Source organism: Streptomyces sp. NPDC028711 (genome assembly GCF_055565415.1).
On record NZ_JBVHUJ010000002.1, the window covers coordinates 942705 to 958449 of the forward strand.

At 71.9% G+C, this 15745-nt stretch carries 22 protein-coding genes and 1 pseudogene; 14 read left to right on the forward strand and 9 right to left on the reverse strand.

The genetic code is table 11. From position 1 onward, the window contains the following. Positions 1-95: 95 nt before the first annotated feature. The gene (locus ACZ4VK_RS09995) at positions 96-968 is read left to right on the forward strand and encodes an amidohydrolase family protein (protein ID WP_468350389.1); all 873 of its coding nucleotides are present in this window, start codon (positions 96-98) and stop codon (positions 966-968) included. On the opposite strand, the gene ACZ4VK_RS10000 is transcribed toward ACZ4VK_RS09995, so the two are convergent. Then, positions 959-1747, reverse strand: coding sequence for a YqjF family protein (locus ACZ4VK_RS10000; RefSeq protein WP_468350391.1), 789 nt, complete (start codon positions 1745-1747; stop codon positions 959-961). The two genes, ACZ4VK_RS09995 and ACZ4VK_RS10000, sit on opposite strands and share 10 nt — an antisense overlap. Positions 1748-1851: 104 nt before the next feature. Further along, positions 1852-3051 (reverse strand): S8 family peptidase, encoded by a 1200-nt coding sequence (locus tag ACZ4VK_RS10005; RefSeq protein ID WP_468350393.1) that lies wholly within the window; start codon positions 3049-3051, stop codon positions 1852-1854. Positions 3052-3401: 350 nt separating this feature from the next. On the opposite strand from ACZ4VK_RS10005, the gene ACZ4VK_RS10010 reads away from it, so the two are divergent. Beyond that, positions 3402-3914 carry a DinB family protein gene (locus ACZ4VK_RS10010; protein ID WP_468350821.1) on the forward strand — a complete coding sequence of 171 codons (513 nt, stop codon included), beginning with the start codon at positions 3402-3404 and terminating at the stop codon, positions 3912-3914. Positions 3915-3973: 59 nt separating this feature from the next. Here the strand turns inward: ACZ4VK_RS10010 and ACZ4VK_RS10015 are convergent, their stop codons facing one another. After that, complete coding sequence (locus tag ACZ4VK_RS10015; RefSeq protein WP_468350395.1) at positions 3974-4522, reverse strand: flavoprotein; 549 nt, start codon at positions 4520-4522, stop codon at positions 3974-3976. A gap of 125 nt (positions 4523-4647) precedes the next feature. Here ACZ4VK_RS10015 and ACZ4VK_RS10020 point away from each other — a divergent pair, with 125 nt between their 5' ends. Continuing rightward, the gene (locus tag ACZ4VK_RS10020; RefSeq protein WP_468350397.1) at positions 4648-4875 is read left to right on the forward strand and encodes a hypothetical protein; all 228 of its coding nucleotides are present in this window, start codon (positions 4648-4650) and stop codon (positions 4873-4875) included. Between the two features lie 13 nt (positions 4876-4888). Beyond that, positions 4889-5263: a fic family toxin-antitoxin system, toxin component gene (locus ACZ4VK_RS10025; RefSeq protein ID WP_468350399.1), complete on the forward strand. Its 375-nt coding sequence runs from the start codon at positions 4889-4891 to the stop codon at positions 5261-5263. A gap of 66 nt (positions 5264-5329) precedes the next feature. On the opposite strand, the gene ACZ4VK_RS10030 is transcribed toward ACZ4VK_RS10025, so the two are convergent. The 3 genes from ACZ4VK_RS10030 to ACZ4VK_RS10040 are packed head-to-tail and all read right to left on the reverse strand — an operon-like array spanning position 5330 to position 7845. Continuing rightward, the gene (locus ACZ4VK_RS10030) at positions 5330-6493 is read right to left on the reverse strand and encodes an oxygenase MpaB family protein (protein WP_468350402.1); all 1164 of its coding nucleotides are present in this window, start codon (positions 6491-6493) and stop codon (positions 5330-5332) included. A 28-nt stretch (positions 6494-6521) separates the two neighbouring features. Then, complete coding sequence (locus ACZ4VK_RS10035) at positions 6522-7574, reverse strand: polyprenyl synthetase family protein (RefSeq protein WP_468350404.1); 1053 nt, start codon at positions 7572-7574, stop codon at positions 6522-6524. After that, positions 7567-7845, reverse strand: a complete 279-nt coding sequence (locus ACZ4VK_RS10040; RefSeq protein WP_468350406.1) for a polyprenyl synthetase — start codon at positions 7843-7845, stop codon at positions 7567-7569. The genes ACZ4VK_RS10035 and ACZ4VK_RS10040 overlap by 8 nt, the downstream gene beginning before the upstream one ends. Positions 7846-8173: 328 nt before the next feature. On the opposite strand from ACZ4VK_RS10040, the gene ACZ4VK_RS10045 reads away from it, so the two are divergent. From ACZ4VK_RS10045 to ACZ4VK_RS10055, 3 genes are all read left to right on the forward strand, one after another. After that, positions 8174-8377: a cold-shock protein gene (locus ACZ4VK_RS10045; RefSeq protein WP_389683182.1), complete on the forward strand. Its 204-nt coding sequence runs from the start codon at positions 8174-8176 to the stop codon at positions 8375-8377. 174 nt (positions 8378-8551) lie between these two features. After that, entirely contained in the window at positions 8552-8971 is a 420-nt protein-coding gene (locus ACZ4VK_RS10050; RefSeq protein ID WP_468350408.1) for an STAS domain-containing protein, read from the forward strand. Beyond that, positions 8955-9428 (forward strand): ATP-binding protein, encoded by a 474-nt coding sequence (locus ACZ4VK_RS10055; protein WP_468350410.1) that lies wholly within the window; start codon positions 8955-8957, stop codon positions 9426-9428. Before ACZ4VK_RS10050 ends, ACZ4VK_RS10055 begins: the two co-directional genes overlap by 17 nt. Here the strand turns inward: ACZ4VK_RS10055 and ACZ4VK_RS10060 are convergent. Together ACZ4VK_RS10060 and ACZ4VK_RS10065 are read right to left on the reverse strand one after the other, a co-directional pair. Beyond that, positions 9376-10284, reverse strand: a complete 909-nt coding sequence (locus ACZ4VK_RS10060; RefSeq protein ID WP_468350412.1) for a SigB/SigF/SigG family RNA polymerase sigma factor — start codon at positions 10282-10284, stop codon at positions 9376-9378. The two genes, ACZ4VK_RS10055 and ACZ4VK_RS10060, sit on opposite strands and share 53 nt — an antisense overlap. Positions 10285-10526: 242 nt before the next feature. Further along, positions 10527-10682 (reverse strand): hydrophobic protein, encoded by a 156-nt coding sequence (locus ACZ4VK_RS10065; protein ID WP_384119388.1) that lies wholly within the window; start codon positions 10680-10682, stop codon positions 10527-10529. 236 nt (positions 10683-10918) lie between these two features. Between ACZ4VK_RS10065 and ACZ4VK_RS10070 the strand changes: the two genes are divergently transcribed. From ACZ4VK_RS10070 to ACZ4VK_RS10085, 4 genes are all read left to right on the forward strand, one after another. Continuing rightward, positions 10919-11482, forward strand: coding sequence for a type 1 glutamine amidotransferase domain-containing protein (locus ACZ4VK_RS10070; protein WP_468350414.1), 564 nt, complete (start codon positions 10919-10921; stop codon positions 11480-11482). A gap of 17 nt (positions 11483-11499) precedes the next feature. Next, positions 11500-11691 (forward strand): CsbD family protein, encoded by a 192-nt coding sequence (locus tag ACZ4VK_RS10075; RefSeq protein ID WP_389683177.1) that lies wholly within the window; start codon positions 11500-11502, stop codon positions 11689-11691. Positions 11692-11847: 156 nt separating this feature from the next. Continuing rightward, a complete protein-coding gene (locus tag ACZ4VK_RS10080) occupies positions 11848-12267 on the forward strand; it encodes a CBS domain-containing protein (protein ID WP_468350416.1) in 420 nt (139 codons plus the stop codon). Between the two features lie 91 nt (positions 12268-12358). Then, a complete protein-coding gene (locus ACZ4VK_RS10085; protein WP_468350418.1) occupies positions 12359-12832 on the forward strand; it encodes a hemerythrin domain-containing protein in 474 nt (157 codons plus the stop codon). A 40-nt stretch (positions 12833-12872) separates the two neighbouring features. On the opposite strand, the gene ACZ4VK_RS10090 is transcribed toward ACZ4VK_RS10085, so the two are convergent. After that, positions 12873-13409 carry a cysteine hydrolase family protein gene (locus ACZ4VK_RS10090; protein ID WP_468350420.1) on the reverse strand — a complete coding sequence of 179 codons (537 nt, stop codon included), beginning with the start codon at positions 13407-13409 and terminating at the stop codon, positions 12873-12875. Positions 13410-13596: 187 nt separating this feature from the next. Here ACZ4VK_RS10090 and ACZ4VK_RS10095 point away from each other — a divergent pair. The 3 genes and pseudogenes from ACZ4VK_RS10095 to ACZ4VK_RS10105 all read left to right on the forward strand — a co-directional run. Continuing rightward, positions 13597-14064: pseudogene (locus ACZ4VK_RS10095) on the forward strand (SRPBCC family protein); the annotation flags it as partial. A gap of 307 nt (positions 14065-14371) precedes the next feature. After that, positions 14372-15337, forward strand: coding sequence for a TIGR03557 family F420-dependent LLM class oxidoreductase (locus ACZ4VK_RS10100; RefSeq protein WP_468350422.1), 966 nt, complete (start codon positions 14372-14374; stop codon positions 15335-15337). A gap of 74 nt (positions 15338-15411) precedes the next feature. Next, on the forward strand, positions 15412-15708 hold the full coding sequence (locus ACZ4VK_RS10105) for a DUF6480 family protein (protein ID WP_468350424.1): 297 nt from the start codon (positions 15412-15414) through the stop codon (positions 15706-15708). Positions 15709-15745 lie beyond the last annotated feature (37 nt).

The window sequence follows — 15745 nt, forward strand, 5'->3', positions numbered from 1 at the left end:
CGGCACACCCGGGCCCGCGCCGACCGCGTCGGCGCGTACGCGCACGACTGCTCCGGCGACGGCGCGGACGCCGTACCGCCCGTGGTGTGGCAGGGGTGAGCGGCACTCTCGTCGTCGACGCCCACCACCACCTCTGGGACCTCTCCGTCCGCGACCAGGACTGGATCACGGGACCCGCGCTCGCCCCGCTGCGCCGGACCTTCACGGAGCGCGACCTGAGGGCCGAGACCGAGGCGTCGGGGGTGACGGCCACCGTGCTCGTCCAGACGGTGACCGTGGCCGAAGAGACCCCCGAGATGCTGGCCACCGCCCGCGACAGCGACCTCATCGCCGGTGTCGTGGGCTGGACGGACCTCACGGCACCCGACGTGGCGGACACCCTGGCCGCCCTGCTCGACCTGCCGGGCGGCGAGCACCTGGTGGGCGTCCGCCACCAGGTCCAGTCGGAACCGGACCCCGCGTGGCTGCTGCGCCCCGACGTCCTGCGCGGCCTCGGGGCGGTGGCCGGCGCCGGGCTCGCGTACGACCTGGTGATCCTCCCGCACCAGCTGCCCGCCGCGACCGCGGCGGCGGCGGAACTCCCCGAGCTGACGTTCGTGCTCGACCACGCCGCGAAACCGCCGATCGCGAGCGGACGGCTCGAACCGTGGGCGACCCGCCTGCGCGCCTTCGCCGCGCTGCCGAACACCACGGGCAAGCTCTCGGGCCTCCTCACCGAGGCCGAGCGCGGCACCTGGACCGTGGGGGATCTGCGCCCGTACGCCGACACCCTGCTCGGCGCCTTCGGCCCGGACCGTCTGATGTTCGGCTCCGACTGGCCGGTCTGCACCCTGGCGGCCTCGTACGGCGACACGCTCGCGACGGCCCGGGACCTCACGGCCGCGCTGAGCCACGCGGAACGGGCGGCGGTCCTCGGCGGCACGGCGGTGAGGACGTACCGGCTGAGCAGAGGGGATGTTCAGCCTTGACGGGGGCGCGGGACGGAGGCGAGGAGCGGCCGGCGCGGTGGACCGCTGAAGCGCACCGGAACGCCCGGCGAGTAGAGCACGCTCACGGGCGCCCCGAGCGGCCGGCCGAGACCGGCCGCGGCGAGCAGCGTCTCGTCGCAGTCGAGGAGCCGGGCGCGGTGCAGCGGCCAGCGGGGGTGGGTGTTCGGAAGGTACAGCTGCCGCCCGAGGAAGGAACTGTGCATGCCCCAGCGCGCGGTCAGGAAGTGTTCGAGCGCGGTGGGCTCCTCGACCCGCTCCCCGATGGCGACGCTGATCGCGCTGCGGGCGCCGCGCGGCCCGGGCCACCGCCTGCTGCTGGAGTACGTCACGGTGGAGCCGTCATTGCGGACGCTCATCCTCGACCAGACGTAGGGAAGCCGGAACGCCCACCGGCCGACGGTCACCGGGATCAGCCGGGACGCGTCGAGCGAGCGGAAGACGACACCGCGACGCCCGTGGCCGTCCACCGAGTACAGCCGCACGTTGGTCTCGGGGAAGGTGCCGAGATACGGGAGCCCGGGAAGGCGGAACCAGCCGACCCGGTGCATCCGGAAGGCGACGAGGCCGACATAGGTGACGCCGTCGAGGGTGTCGGGCACGGTGCCGGCGGGCAGCAGCGGGGCCACGTCGGCGGGGTCCACGGCCCAGTGCAGGAACGCGAGGTCGAGCCAGGACTGCGTGAGCAGGGTGAGGTCCGCGCGGTGCGGCGGGTCGGCCGATATGGGTTCCGGCTCCACGGCGGGGGGCGTCTGCGGCATCGCAGCAGTATCCGGCATCCGGCGCACGAAAGCGGCCCTCCACCGGTGTGTGGAGGGCCACCTCGTCGTGGCTCAGTGGTCGGCCGACCTGGGGTGCGGTGCTGTTACGGCGCCACCTTCAGCAGCTTGTTCGCGGTGCCGGAGGAGGGGTTCTTGATGGCGTCGGCGGTGGCCGCCCCGGTCAGCGCCGCCGCGGTGTCGGCGGGCGTCGCGGAGGGGTTGGCCGCCAGGTACAGGACGGCGGCGCCCGCCACGTGAGGAGCGGCCATCGACGTGCCGGAGATCGTCTTGGTGCCGGTGTCGCTGTCGTTCCAGGCCGACGTGATGTCCGAGCCGGGGGCGTACAGGTCGATGACGGCGCCGAAGTTCGAGAAGTCCGACTGCTCGTCGTCCTTGGTGCTGGACGCCACGGTGAGCGCTTCAGGCACCCGGGACGGCGAGCCCTGCCCGGCGTCGGCGGACTCGTTGCCGGCGGCCACCGCGAAGGTCACGCCGGAGTCGATGGCCCGCTTGACCGCCGCGTCGAGCGCCTCGTCGGCGCCGCCGCCGAGGCTCATGTTCGCGACCGAGGGCCCGGAGTGGTTCTGGGTGACCCAGTCGATGCCCGCCACGACCTGCTCGGTGGTGCCGGAGCCGTTGTCGTCCAGGACACGGACGGCGACGACCTTGGACTTCTTGGCGACGCCGTGCGAGGTGCCGGCGATGGTGCCGGCGACGTGGGTGCCGTGGCCGTTGCCGTCGTCGGCGGTGTTGTCGTTGTCCACGGCGTCGAAGCCGTGGGTCGCCCGGCCGCCGAAGTCCTGGTGCGAGATCCGGACGCCGGTGTCGATGACGTACGCGGTCACGCCCTCGCCGCCGTTGTCCGGATAGGTGTACTTCTGGTCGCCCGCCGCGTCGGCCTGGTCGATCCGGTCCAGGCCCCAGGACGGGGGCTTCTCCTGCGTCTCGTTGATGCTGAACCGCTTGTTCTGGACGACCGTCCCGACGGCGGGGTCGGCGGCGAGCCGCTTGGCCTCCTCGACGCTGAGGCCGGACGCGGAGAAGCCGTTGACCTCGGAGCCGTAGGAGCGCACCAGCGTGCCGCCGTACTTCTTCGCGAGATCCGCCTTGTTCGCGGATGCGTCGAGGATGACGACGAAGCTGCCGGCGACGGCGCCCGGGGCGCCGAGACCGTGCACGGTCCCTTCGGCCGGGGCGGCCGCTCCGGCGATGTTGGTCGCGAACAGCGCCGCGGCTGCGGCGCCCGCCACACCAGTGGCTATGGCCGCGTTGCGAAGACCGTGGGATCGCTTGTGAGTTGCCATGAAAGGGGATCTCTCCTCGTGTTGACGTGTGGGGCGTCAAACGTTCGAGAGAACCCTGTGCGGATTGGCAGGAGCAAATCAAGAGCGAACCCGGGGTACGGGCTTCTTCAACAAGGTTTCTGAATGATCTCTCCGCATCGTCTCCACGGCGCACACGCTCTCTGCCGAACTCCTCCGGGGAATGGGCACGTTCTCGCCGTGCCGCGCGAAGGCGGGCTCAGTTCTTGCGGGCGCTCGACGGCACCGCGGGAAATTCGCTTGCGCCCCGGACAGCCGCTCAGGACGCTCGGCACGTGAACACAGCGAGCGATGTGCCCGAACGGTGGAGCCAGGCGAGCGTCCACCCCGACATGTGGGTGGACCCCGACAAGGACCCGCGCCACAGTGACGCGGCGAGCCCGGACGGCGAGTTGGCGACGCTGCGGGACTTCCTCGGCGGCTACCGGCTGACCCTGCGGATGAAGTGCGAGGGCCTTGGCCCCGAGGAGCTGGCGCGCCGTTCGGTGCCGCCGTCGACCATGTCCCTGCTCGGCCTCGTACGCCATCTGGCCGAGGTGGAGCGGGACTGGCGCAACTGGATCCTGCCGGGGGATCCGGAACCGACGCTGTACGGGGACGCCGACGGCGACTTCAACGGCGCCGTCGCGGAACAGTCGGTCGTCGACGGCGCGTTCGCCGACCTCGCCCGCGAACAGGCGGCCACCGACGAGGCTTTGGCCGCCTGCACGGACCTGGGCGCGCGGGTGATCCAGGACGACACCTCGGTCCGGGAACTGTGGGTCCACCGGATCGAGGAGTACGCCCGCCACTGCGGACACGCCGACCTGCTGCGCGAGTGCGTCGACGGCCGGGTGGGGCAGTAGCGGACGTGGGGCGAGGGCAGTGGCGGAGCCCGAGGGGTGACGTCGAGGGTGGGCGCCCGTCAGGCGGAGGCGTGCGGGACGTCCAGCACGGCGTCCAGGGCCTCACGCCAGGGAAACACCTCGGTGTCCCCCTGGTCCGGCTCGTGGGGCGTGAATCCACCCTCGCCGTACAGGACCCTGACGCCGGCGCCCCGCAGCGTCTCGATCGACCGCTCGAACTGCGGGTGCGCGGCGAGGGCGGAGTTCACACAGGGCATCACCGCCATCGGGATCCCCTTGCCGATCCCCTCCGCCACCACCCCGACGAGCCACTTGTCGGTGATCCCGAGCGCCCACTGGTTCACCGTGTTGAAGGTGGCGGGCGCCACGACGATCGCGTCCGCCGGCGGCCACACGTCGGGCTCGCCGGGCAGCCTGTGGTCCCAGCGCACGGGATGGCCCGTGAGCACGGCGAGCCCGTCGAGGGAGTGCGCGAGCCAGCGGGCGGCCGTCGGCGTGAGACCGAGGCAGACGTCCCAGCCGTCGGCCTGCGCCTCCTCGATGACCCGGGCGACGTCGAAGACGGGCGAGGCAGCGCCGCTGAACAGGTACAGGGTCCGAGAATCCATGGCCCTATCCGATCACAGGCGGCGTCCGCGTCCCGAGGGGAGCCCCGGGGTGCGGGCCGGGGGCGCCGTACGCCCGGCTCGACCGCCCCCTGCCGTGACCGGCGGCGGACCGCTACCGTGGGCGCATGGCACGGGAACTCAGGATCGAGATGAGCGACGAGGCGTACGCGGCGCTTGAGCGGGTCGCGGCGGAGAAGCACGTGCCCGCGGAGGACTACGCGGGCCGGGTTCTGGACGCCGACCTGATGCGCACCCGGTTCGTCGAGGGCGCCCGCTTCTTCGTCGGCCGGCACGGGCAGGCCTTCGCGGAGCGGTTCGGCCGCCCCACGAAGACCGGCACCGGCGCCGCCTGAGCCGCGCGCCCGAATGCTGCTGCAGATAAATCTGTCCTGGCTGCTCGACGTCGCCCAGCAGGAGATCCCCGGCGACCCGGAGATCTCCGACTGGGGAGCGTTCGAGGCCGCCCGTGCGCGCCACGCCTTCCGGGTGATGGACACGCCGGTCTACGACCAGCCGCATCACCGGGCCGCCGCGCTCCTCGAGCAGTTCGTACGCGTCCCGGCCCTCGAACACTCCAACGAGCTGTACGGCGTGGTCGTCGCGGCGGCCTACCTCCACGCCTCCGGCTTCCCGGTCGAGGTGTCCGCGGAAGAGGCGATCCACCTCGTCGAGCAGGTGGCGGAGGGCCTGATCGACGTCCGGCAGGTCGCGGCGGTCCTGAAGGAGTGGACCCGGCGATGAGGGCGGGCGCCACCCGGCGACTGCCTTCCGGATCGCTGTGCGCCCCCGCCGTCGGGACTCCCTGGTTCACGGGGTGAGCGTCGCGGCGGGCGGTGTCCAGCGGCGGGTGCGGGACGGGCTGTCGGGGAGACCGAAGTCCTTCTTGAGGTCCTCGGGGACGGCGTAGTGCATGACCCGCCCGCGGGTGAGCGAGGACAGCTCGAAGAGGGCGGTGAGGTGGCCGAGCCGGTCAAGGGCCCACGCGCCGAGCGGGGAGCGGTCCTCGATGGTCTCGAGGACGCCCAGGAGATGCGGCACCGTCCGAACGACCGTGTCCCAGGGCGTTCTGGGCACCTCCAGCCAGTCGCCGCACGTGTCTCCGACGAGATGGCGGACGAGAGCGGGGACGACCGGGTCGAGGAAGGTCCCGGGCACGATGTCCTCGTACAGCTCGATGAGCTGCCGGGTCAGGTGGGCGCCCTCCGGGGACGGCCCCATGTGCCGGACCATGTACCGGTCGAGGAACACGCGGGCGTCGTCGAGGGTCGCGGGGGCCGCGTCCTGGTCGACCCCGAGCATGGCGCCGACCACCCGCCAGGCGTAGTAGTAGGCCTCCGCCCCCTCCTGGGACATGTGGATCCCGAGGCGGTGGAGACTGTCCAGGACGAGCAGCGAGAAGAACATCTGCCCGCCGATCATGTCCTCCTGACAGATCGGCACCCCCGACGCCTCCGCGTCCCAGCGGTTCTCGCGCGTGAGGTGGTGGCGGATGGAGGCGTGCAGCAGACGGACCTTCTGCGCGGCGGGAAGGAAGCGGCTGCCGGCCTCGAACGCGTCGGGCCGCATCAGATAGACGGTGAACTGGCCCGTCGCCGCCATCCGCGTGGACGGGTAGTTCAGAGCGTGTGTCGTGGAGAGCAGCTTCGCCACGTGGGGGACGAGGTAGCACGCGGGCATGGAGGCGAAGGACAGGGCGGTCGCGATGTGCACGTCGTTGTCGATGAAGAACAGCCGCGCCTGCTCCATCTCCTCCCAGTCCACCCAGGCCGGCGGGGCGCTCGTGGCCCGCAGGTACTCCTTCGCGACATCGGGCAGCCCGTCGGGCACCGGGGCGCCCGCGGTGGAGAAGAAGCGCATCAGGGTGTTGAACGTGCCCATCTCGCCGCGTGCGAAGAGAGCGGCGACGGTGGCGTCGGCGAGCTCGTCGCCGGTCTGCCGGAGGGCGTCCGTCGATGCGTCGGTGGGTGACATGGGAAGGCTCCTACTCTGTGACGCGAGGTCAGGAAAGCCGGACCGCGGCCGAGTGCGCCAGGGCGGTCAGGGCGGCGGTGGCGGGCGCGGGCACGTCGAGCTCGTCGAGGGCGCCGAGCGCCTCCCCGACCCGGACGGTGATCATGTTCTCGACGCGGTCGGGCGCCCCGAGCCGGCGCATCACCCCGCGTACGGCCTCCAGACCGTCCTCGTCCAGATCGGGCCGGCCGAGCAGCCCGCTCAGCCGCTCGCGCTCGTCGGGACCCGCGATGCGCCACGTCTCCGCGAGGAGAGCGGTGGGCCGATGGCCGCGTACGTCGTCGCAGGTGGCCTTCCCGGTGTGCCGCGGGTCCCCGAACAGGCCGAGCAGATCGTCCCTCAGCTGGAAGGCCTCGCCCAGCGGCAGCCCGTACGCGCTGTACCCCTCCCGCAGCCCCCCACCCGCACCGGCGAGGGCGCCGCCGATCAACAGGGGCTGCTCGACGGTGTACTTGGCGGTCTTGTACCGGATCACCTTCAGTGACGCCGCCGTGTCCGGAGCGGTACCGGTGTGGAGGATCTCCAGACACTCACCCGCGATCAGGTCCCGCGCGAGGGCCGCCCACAGGGGCCGGGCCCGGCCGAGGTACGCGGCGGGCAGACCGCTGGTCGCGAACAGCTGCCCGGCCAGCGACATGAGCAGGTCCCCCACCAGCATCGCGAGGGACCGACCGGCGTCCGCCGCCCGTGGATGGTGCCCCACGGCACCACCGAGGGCCATGTGGACGGTGGGCCGGCCGTGCCGCAGCGGACTGTCGTCGATCAGGTCGTCGTGCACGACCGCGGCCGCGTGCACCAGCTCCATGGACGCCGCCGCCCGCAGCAGCGCCTCGCTGTCCGGTTGCCGGGCGGCGCGCCAGCCCCAGTAGCAGAACGCCGACCGCAGCCGCTTGCCGACCGCGACCGCCGCCTCAAGCTGCTCGGCCACCGGCCCGAGAGCCGGGTCGACCGCCGCGAGCAGGTCGGCTTCCCCGGCGACGAAACGGTGCAGCACCTCGTCGACACGGGCCTTGAACGCGGACGGCTCCCAGCGCTCAGTCACCGTCGGCCGCCCGCCGGGCCAGGACGTGCTGGGCGAGGACCTCCAGATGGGCCGGGGGCACGGTCGCGTACCGGTCGAGCATCAGGCGCCCCCGCGCCGAAAGGTCCCGCTCGGCCTCCGCCACCAGCTCCGCCGCGTCCGAGCGCCGGGCGAGTCCCCGTACGGCGCCGAGCGCCGAACCCAGCGTGCTCACCGCGACGTCCGCGAGCCCGGCCGCCAGGAGCACCGCCTGCTCGCCCGGGCCACCACGGCGTCCCGCCTCCCGCGTCATGACATCCCTCCACCCACAGCCGCTGCGACAGGGCGGCGCCGGTCGTGCGCCACCCCCGCAAGGCTCGCGGTGCGCCGGGCGGGGCGGGGGCGCAACTCACGAACGAGTGATCATCTCGTGTGGGCGTACGGATCGACGCACCCCGTGAGGCCCGTCGCAGCAGGTCTTGCCCACGCTCGGGAGGACGCGGCGGAAAGCCCCTGTAAGAAGATCGGAATGGTGGGTGTAGGGACGGGCGTGGCGGGGGAGAACTGGGGTGGACGCCCGCAAGAGGGCGCCGCAGCGGCCCGACCTCGGGGCGGCTGCCGGATTGACCAGAAGGACGAGCATGGCCAGCGGCACCGTGAAGTGGTTCAACTCCGAGAAGGGCTTCGGCTTCATCGCCCAGGACGGAGGCGGACCGGACGTCTTCGCTCACTACTCCAACATCTCGGGCAACGGATATCGCGAGCTCAACGAGGGCGAGGCCGTGACCTTCGACATCACGCAGGGCCAGAAGGGCCCGCAGGCGGAGAACATCGTCCGCGGCTGACCCGGGAGCCCCGTGCATCCCGCTGTGACGGCGTCCGCACCTTGTGCGGGCGCCGTCTGCGTGCCCCGGAGCGCGCCGCGGTTCCCCGTCGACACCCGGGGCGCCCGGCCGCCACGGCGGACATGTGTAAAAGGTGTAGAAAGGGCAAAAAGTAACGAGAAGGCGGGTGAGCGCATGGCGGACGAAGAGCGCGCGGAGCAAGGGGAGGGGGACCTGCCCGACCGGTTCGGCGTCGAGGTCCGTCCCGTCCCGGACACGGACACCGTCGTCCTGGTGCTGACGGGGGAACTCGACCGCGACGCCGTCGACCCGCTGCGGGAGGCCCTGGAGCAGGGCGACGGCAGCGAACGGATCATCGTCGACTGCTCCGGTCTCGGGTTCTGCGACTCCTCGGGCCTCAACGTCCTCCTCAGGTCCCGTCTCCGGATGCTGCGGGCGGGCGGGAGCCTGGAGCTCTCCGGACTGCGCCCGCCGGTGGACCGGATGTTCGACATCACCGGCGCCCGGGAGGTCTTCCAGGTGTACGAGAGCACGGACGAGGCGCTCGCCGGGCGCGGCCACGAAGGCGGCGGGCGACATGTCCGAGACCGCTGACGGCTCCCCGGAGCAGGTGCGCAGACTCAGGCTGTACGGGACCCGCGGCGTGGTCGCGCGGTGCCGCGACTTCACGGCCCAGGCCCTCTCGGACTGGGGGTGGACCCCCCCGGAGACCGAGGAGGCGGAGCAGCGGGTCGAGGACGTGCTGCTCCTCGTGTCGGAGGTCGTGACCAACGCGTGTCTGCACGCCGGCGGCCCGGAGGAACTTGTCCTGCGGCACGGCCGCGGGTCGCTGCGGGTGGAGGTGGCCGACGCGAGCCCCGAGCATCCCCGCGCGCAGGGTGCCCGCTCGCCCGCGCTGCCCGGCGGTCACGGCCTCATGGTGCTGGACAGGCTGGCCGGTGACTGGGGCAGCGAGGACAAGGGCTCGGGTGCGGCGGGCAAGGTGGTGTGGCTGGAGGTCAGCCGTCCTGCTGGTCCTCCGTGGGGTCCTCCTGGAGCAGACCCGTCCTGAGCTCGCCGAGGATCCGGGTGAGCAGGCGCGAGACGTGCATCTGGGAGAGCCCGATGCGCCGGCCTATCTCCGCCTGGGTGAGTTCCTCGCCGAAGCGCAGTTCGAGAATGGTCCGGTCGCGTTCGGGAAGCCGTTCGAGCAGGGGCCGCAGCGAGGTCAGGGACTCGATCAGCTCGTACGAGGGCTCGCAGGTGGCCAGGTGGCGCGGGCTCGCGCCGGGGGCCGTGTCCTCGTCGCCCGCGGGGACGTCCAGGGAACGCGCCGCATAGCCGTGCGCCGCGAGCTGCCCCTCGGTGACGTCCTCCTCCGTGAGGTGGAGCTGCGCGGCGAGCTCCGCGCGGCTCGGACGGCGGCCCAGACCCTGCTCCAGGGTGTCCGCCGCCTTGGCGAGGTCGATCCGCATCTCCTGGAGGCGGCGGGGTACCCGTACCGCCCAGCTGGTGTCACGGAAGAAGCGCTTCATCTCGCCGACGATCGTCGGCAGGGCGAAGGCGGAGAAGTCGACCGCGCGGTCGGGGTCGAACCGGTCGATCGCCTTGATCAGGCCGATCGTGCCGACCTGGATGATGTCCTCCACCGGCTCGGCGCGGTTCCTGAACCGGCGGGAGGCGAACTTGACCAGACTGAGGTTGAGCTCCACGAGGGTGTTGCGTACGTACGCGTACTCCGGGGTCCCCTCCTCCAGTACGCGAAGCCGTTCGAAGAGGGCGACGGAGAGGGTCCGGGCGTCGTCCGTGGAGACGGCGGTGGGCCGGATGGGCTCCGGGAGGCCGTCGAGCGCAGCCTGACGCGTCACGGCTCCCGGAGCCCCTGCGGCGTCCTGGGAGGTGGCCGAGCGGTCTCTGACGGTGGACATGAAGGCTCCTTCGACGGGGCGACGAACCTGCGCCGCGCGGCCCCGGAGGAGCGAGCGGCGGCGGTCCATCGGTCGAGCGTCCTGAAGAAAGCCTGCCCGTTATCGTCCGGTTTGACACGATTATCGGTTAATTTGCGCAGGTCTGGCGCGCCGTGACGAGCCGAACACGCGCCCGTGCCCCGGACGTCGTCCGGGGCACGGCATCGTCGAGGCGCGGGATCTCCGGGCGAGGGTCCCCTGCCTCACCACCGGTACCAGCGCCCACTGCCGCTCCGCATCAGGAAGCCGAGCAGCCACAACACGAGCACGGCGATCGCGATGTACCAGAGCACCTCGACCGCGAACCCGGCACCGAAGAGGATCAGGATCACGAGGAGGACGAGAAGAAGGGGAACCATGGTGGCACCTCCAATGCCTCGGGGGCCGGCCGGTCCTCGGCGCGAAGCCCTCGGTTGCCGTGCGCTTTCCCTTTTCTTCCGGAGTCATGTGCGCCTTTCACCCCGAGTCATGGGGATACGGCCCTTCCATTCCGCTCTCTCCCGTCCAGGAGGTTTGAGCCGCGCCCATGCGGTGAGCCGCAGTGAGGGCGGGGGGAAGAACGCAGAACGGGGGGCCGACCCAGAGAGGAAACGTCGTGTCGCTCGACGGAAAGAACGTCCTCGTCCTCACCACGAACTACGGGACGGAGCAGGACGAGCTGGAGAAGCCGATGGCCGCCCTCCGTGAGGCCGGCGCCGGCGTCACCCTGGCCGCGCAGAAGGACGAGCCCGTCCAGACGCTCGTCTCGGACCGTCGGCCCGGCGCCGTCCTCAAGCCCGATACGACGCTCGGGGCCGTCACGGCGGACGCGTACGACGCGGTCGTCGTTCCGGGCGGCACCCTCAACGCCGACCGGCTCCGCACCGACGGCGAGGCCCGGCGTCTCGTCTCCGCCTTCGCGGAGGCCGGCAAGCCCGTGGCCGCCGTATGCCACGGCCCCTGGCTCCTCGTCGACAGCGGACTGGCCCGGGACCGTGAACTCACCTCGTACCCGTCGCTCCGCCCCGACCTGGAGAACGCCGGAGGCGCGTGGCGGGACAAGGAGGTCGTCGTCGACACCTCCGGAGGCCACCCCCTGATCACTTCCCGCAAGCCCGACGACCTCGACGCCTTCTCGGCGGCGATCGTCGACGCCCTCGGCGGCGGGAACCGAGGATGACGAGAAAGGAACCACTCATGGCCAAGAGCGGTATGGAGAAGGGCAAGGGCAAGGTCAAGGAGACCGTCGGCAAGATGACGGGCAAGAAGGGGATGGAAGCCGAAGGCAGGGCCGAACAGCTGAAGGGCAAGGCCCGAGAGGCCACCGAGAAGGGGCGCCGCGGCGGAACGAAGGCCGTCGACGACCTGAAGAAGCGGGGCACCACCTAGGACCCGTGGACGCTCCGGACGTACCCGCGCCCCCGACGGCCCAGGCCGCCGGGGGCGCGGCCCGCCGCCCGGTGAGGACGAGCAGGATTGAGGGCACCGCGACCGGGCAGGCGCCCCTCAGACCCCACACCCACGACCTGAGTGCAGGCGATAGCCATGACCACCGCACGCGACATCATGACCCCCGACGCGACCTGTGTGCGCTCCTCCGAGACCCTCGTCGACGCCGCTCGCAAGATGGTCGAGCTCGACGTGGGGGCGCTGCCCATCTGCGGCCCCGACGAGAAGCTGAAGGGCATGCTCACCGACCGCGACATCGTCGTGAAGGCCGTCGCCCAGGGCAAGGACCCCGGGCAGTGCACGGCGGGCGACTGCGCGGAGGGCGAGATCATCTACGTTCAGGCGGACGACAGCGTCGAACAGGTCCTGAGCGTCATGAGCGAACACAAGATCCGCCGCGTCCCCGTCATCGACCAGCACGTCCTCGTCGGCATCATCGCCCAGGCCGACGTCGCCCGGGCCCTGCCCGAGCGGCAGGTCGGCGACCTCGTCGAGACGGTCTCCACGGACTCGTGACGGGAGGGCGGTCCGGCGGCGGTACGCCCGTCGCCGGACCGCCCGCCCCAGCTCGGCTGCCGGGCCGTGACCGACGTGGAAGGGGACTGTGATGGACGGGATCGTCATGCTCCGGGACGACCACAAGACCGTGGAGAAGCTGTTCAAGGAGTTCGAGCGGGCGGGCGACGACGCGCACGACCGGAAGCGGGAGATCGCGGACCGGGTGATCCGGGAACTCACCACCCACACCTGGATAGAGGAGCAGGTCTTCTACCCCGCGGCCCGCGAGGCCGCCCCCGACACCAAGGACCACGTGCTCGAAAGCGTCGAGGAACACCACGCCGTGCTCTGGATGCTCTCGGAGCTCGACGGCCTCGACCCGACGGACGAGCGGTTCGACGCCAAGATGACCGTCCTCATGGAGAACGTGCGCCACCACGTCGAGGAGGAGGAGCAGGACTGGTTCCCCGACGTCCGCAAGGCCATGGGACGCAAGCGGCTCCTCGAACTGGGCGAGCGCATGGAGGCGGCCAGGCAGGACGCCCCGGGAAGCCCCCTCGCCGTGCCCAGCGCCGACGCCTAGGGCCTGTCTTTCGGATCATGCCGGGCTCGCCCAGAAGCCCTCACCAGGGGATGTCGGCGGCGTCGACGATCCGTCCGCCCATGTTCCGTTCCACCATGCGCAGGGCGGCGTCCGCGAGGTCGCCGTGGATGTGGGCCACCGCGTCCCGGGGGACCGTGACGCCGAGGTGCCGGATGTGGGCGTCCAGGGCGGAGTAGAGCACGCACTGCTCGGTGACCTGGCCGGTGAGGACGAGCGCGTCGACGTCCAACGTGCGCAGCAGATAGGCGAGAGGCGTCTCGTAGAAGATGGAGTGGCGCGCCTTCACCACGAACAGAGACTCGTCGTCGGGCCGGACCGGCTCGACGAGCTCGGGGTGACGGCCGGCCAGGGCCATGTCGAGGATCTGCCCGTGATGGGACCGCCAGCGGCCGAAGTTGTCGTTCGCGTAGATGACCGGGACCTCCGTCGCCCGCGCACGCTCCAGGAGATCGACGATGCCGGGAAGGGCGCGTGTCACCGACGGGACGAGCCGCTCCGCGTCGTCGTGCCGGTAGGTGTTGAGCATGTCGATGACGACGAGCGCCTGCTTCGCCAAGGTCGTCTCCCGGTTCCGTGAGGGTTCTCCGCCCCGCCGGATGTGTCGGTATGGGCCGGTTCGTCCCCAGAGTGTCCACGCTACCGGCCTGCCCGCGACGCGCCGTGCGGCGGTGCGTGAGGTGCGTGTCGTCGGGTACGCGCGGATCGACCGCGCAGTGCCGTGACGAGTTTCTTGGAGGCGGGCGATGAGCAGGGTCGAGCAGACCATCGATGTGGATGTGCCGTTGCGGACGGCGTACGACCAGTGGACGCAGTTCGAGGAGTTCCCGCGGTTCATGGAGGGTGTGGAGGACGTGCGTCAGGTCGACGACCGGCATTGTCACTGGCGGACCAAGGTGGCCGGGGTGCGGCGGGAGTTCGACACGGAGATCGTGGACCAGCTTCCCGACGAGCGGATCTCGTGGCGCACGGTGGCCGGGGAGACCAGCCAGAAGGGCGTGGTGAGTTTCCAGCCGCTGGACGCGGAGCACACGCGGGTGCGCCTCGCGATGGACGTGGAGCCGGAGGGCATGGTCGAGAAGGCCGGCGACCTGATGGGCGTCCTCGACCGGCGGGTGAAGGGCGACCTGAGGCGGTTCAAGGGCTTCATCGAGGAGCAGGGGCGTGAGACGGGCGGCTGGCGCGGGCGGGTGCGCCCGGCCGACGCGGACGCCGGGACCGGAACCGGTACGGGCACTGCCGCCGGGCAGAGCTCCACGGGCGTCCCGGCGGACGAGGGAGCCGGACCGCCGGTCGTGGAGGTGGCCGGGCCGAAGAACCTGCCCGCGCCGGACAGCGACGCCGCGCCCGCGACCGGGACGGGACCGGTCGGCGCGTCCGAGGCCGAGCGGTCCTGGCCCGTCCCGCCGGGCCCCCATGACCCCAAGCCGCGGGAGGGCATGTGAACGGGCCGGCCGAGCGGCCCGAAGAGTCTCGGCGCAGGCCCGTTTCAGGCGTGCCCGCCGTGGCAAGTCGCGGGGCATGATGCGTATCGGATACACGATGATGACCGAGCAGGCAGGCCCCCGTGAGCTCGTCGGGCACGTGGTCGAGGCGGAACGGGTCGGATTCGACTTCTCCGTGGTCTCCGACCACTCCTTCCCCTGGCTGGAGTCGCAGGGGCACGCACCGTACGCGTGGAGCGTCCTCGGAGCGGCCGCGCAGGCGACCTCCCGCATCCCCCTGATGACCTTCGTGACCTGTCCGACCTTCCGCTACCACCCCGTCGTGGTCGCGCAGAAGGCGGCGACCCTGCAACTGCTGTCCGAAGGCCGGTTCCGCCTTGGCCTCGGCTCGGGCGAGAACCTCAACGAGCACGTCGTCGGCAGGGGCTGGCCCTCGGCCCGCGTCCGCCTCGCGATGCTCGACGAGGCCGCCGAGATCATCCACGCCCTCTTCAAGGGGGACCACGTGACCCATCACGGACGGCACTTCCAGGTCGACGACGCCAAGCTGTGGGACGTCCCCGGCACACCCCCGCCCGTGGGCATCGCCGTCTCGGGCCCCCGCTCCTGCGCCGTCGCGGGGCGGCACGGGGACGTGCTGATCGCCACGGAGCCGAAACGCGAGCTGCTGGACGCCTTCGACGCCCGGGGCGGCGCGGGGAAGCCCCGCATCGGGCAGATGCCCATCTGCTACGACACCGACCGGGAGGCGGCGGTCGCCCGCGCCCACGAACAGTTCCGCTGGTCCCTCGGCGGCTGGCGCCTCAACGCCGAACTCCCCCTGCCCGCCGGGTTCGTCCAGGCGACCGAGCACACCCGCCCGGAGGACGTGGCCGAGAGCATTCCCTGCGGAGACGACGTCGACGCCGTCGTGGAAGCGGCCCGCGCCTATGCCGACGCGGGATTCACCGAACTCGCCCTCGTCCAGGTCGGCGGCGCCCACCAGGCGTCCTTCCTCCGCTGGGCGGAGACGACCCTCCTGCCCGCGCTCCGCGCACTCTAGGGGCCTCCCCGGGCACGTCAGGTCGCCGCCGTGCGGGCCGTCGCCCTTCCGCACCTCGCAGGGAGATGAACGTCATGACCAGACCGAGCAACCCCGACCCCGACCCCCGGGACCTCCCTGACCAGGACCCCCGGAGCATCCCCGATCCCGAGTCCCGGAGCATGTCCGGCCAGGACCCCCGGAACCTCACCGGCGGTGCGGCCCGGCCCGGCGAGACACCGCCGGCGGAGTCGGGTACGAGCACGGGCACCGGTCCGTACCGGCCGCTCCGGAAGGGCTGGGGGAAGGGCCCCCTCCTGATCCTGTGGGTGCTGGTCGTCGTGTGCGCCCTGTTCTTCCTCGTGTACGCCCTCGTGCTCGCCACCGACTGACAGCCCCCCGCCCCCACCCCCGTACCACCGAGACGAA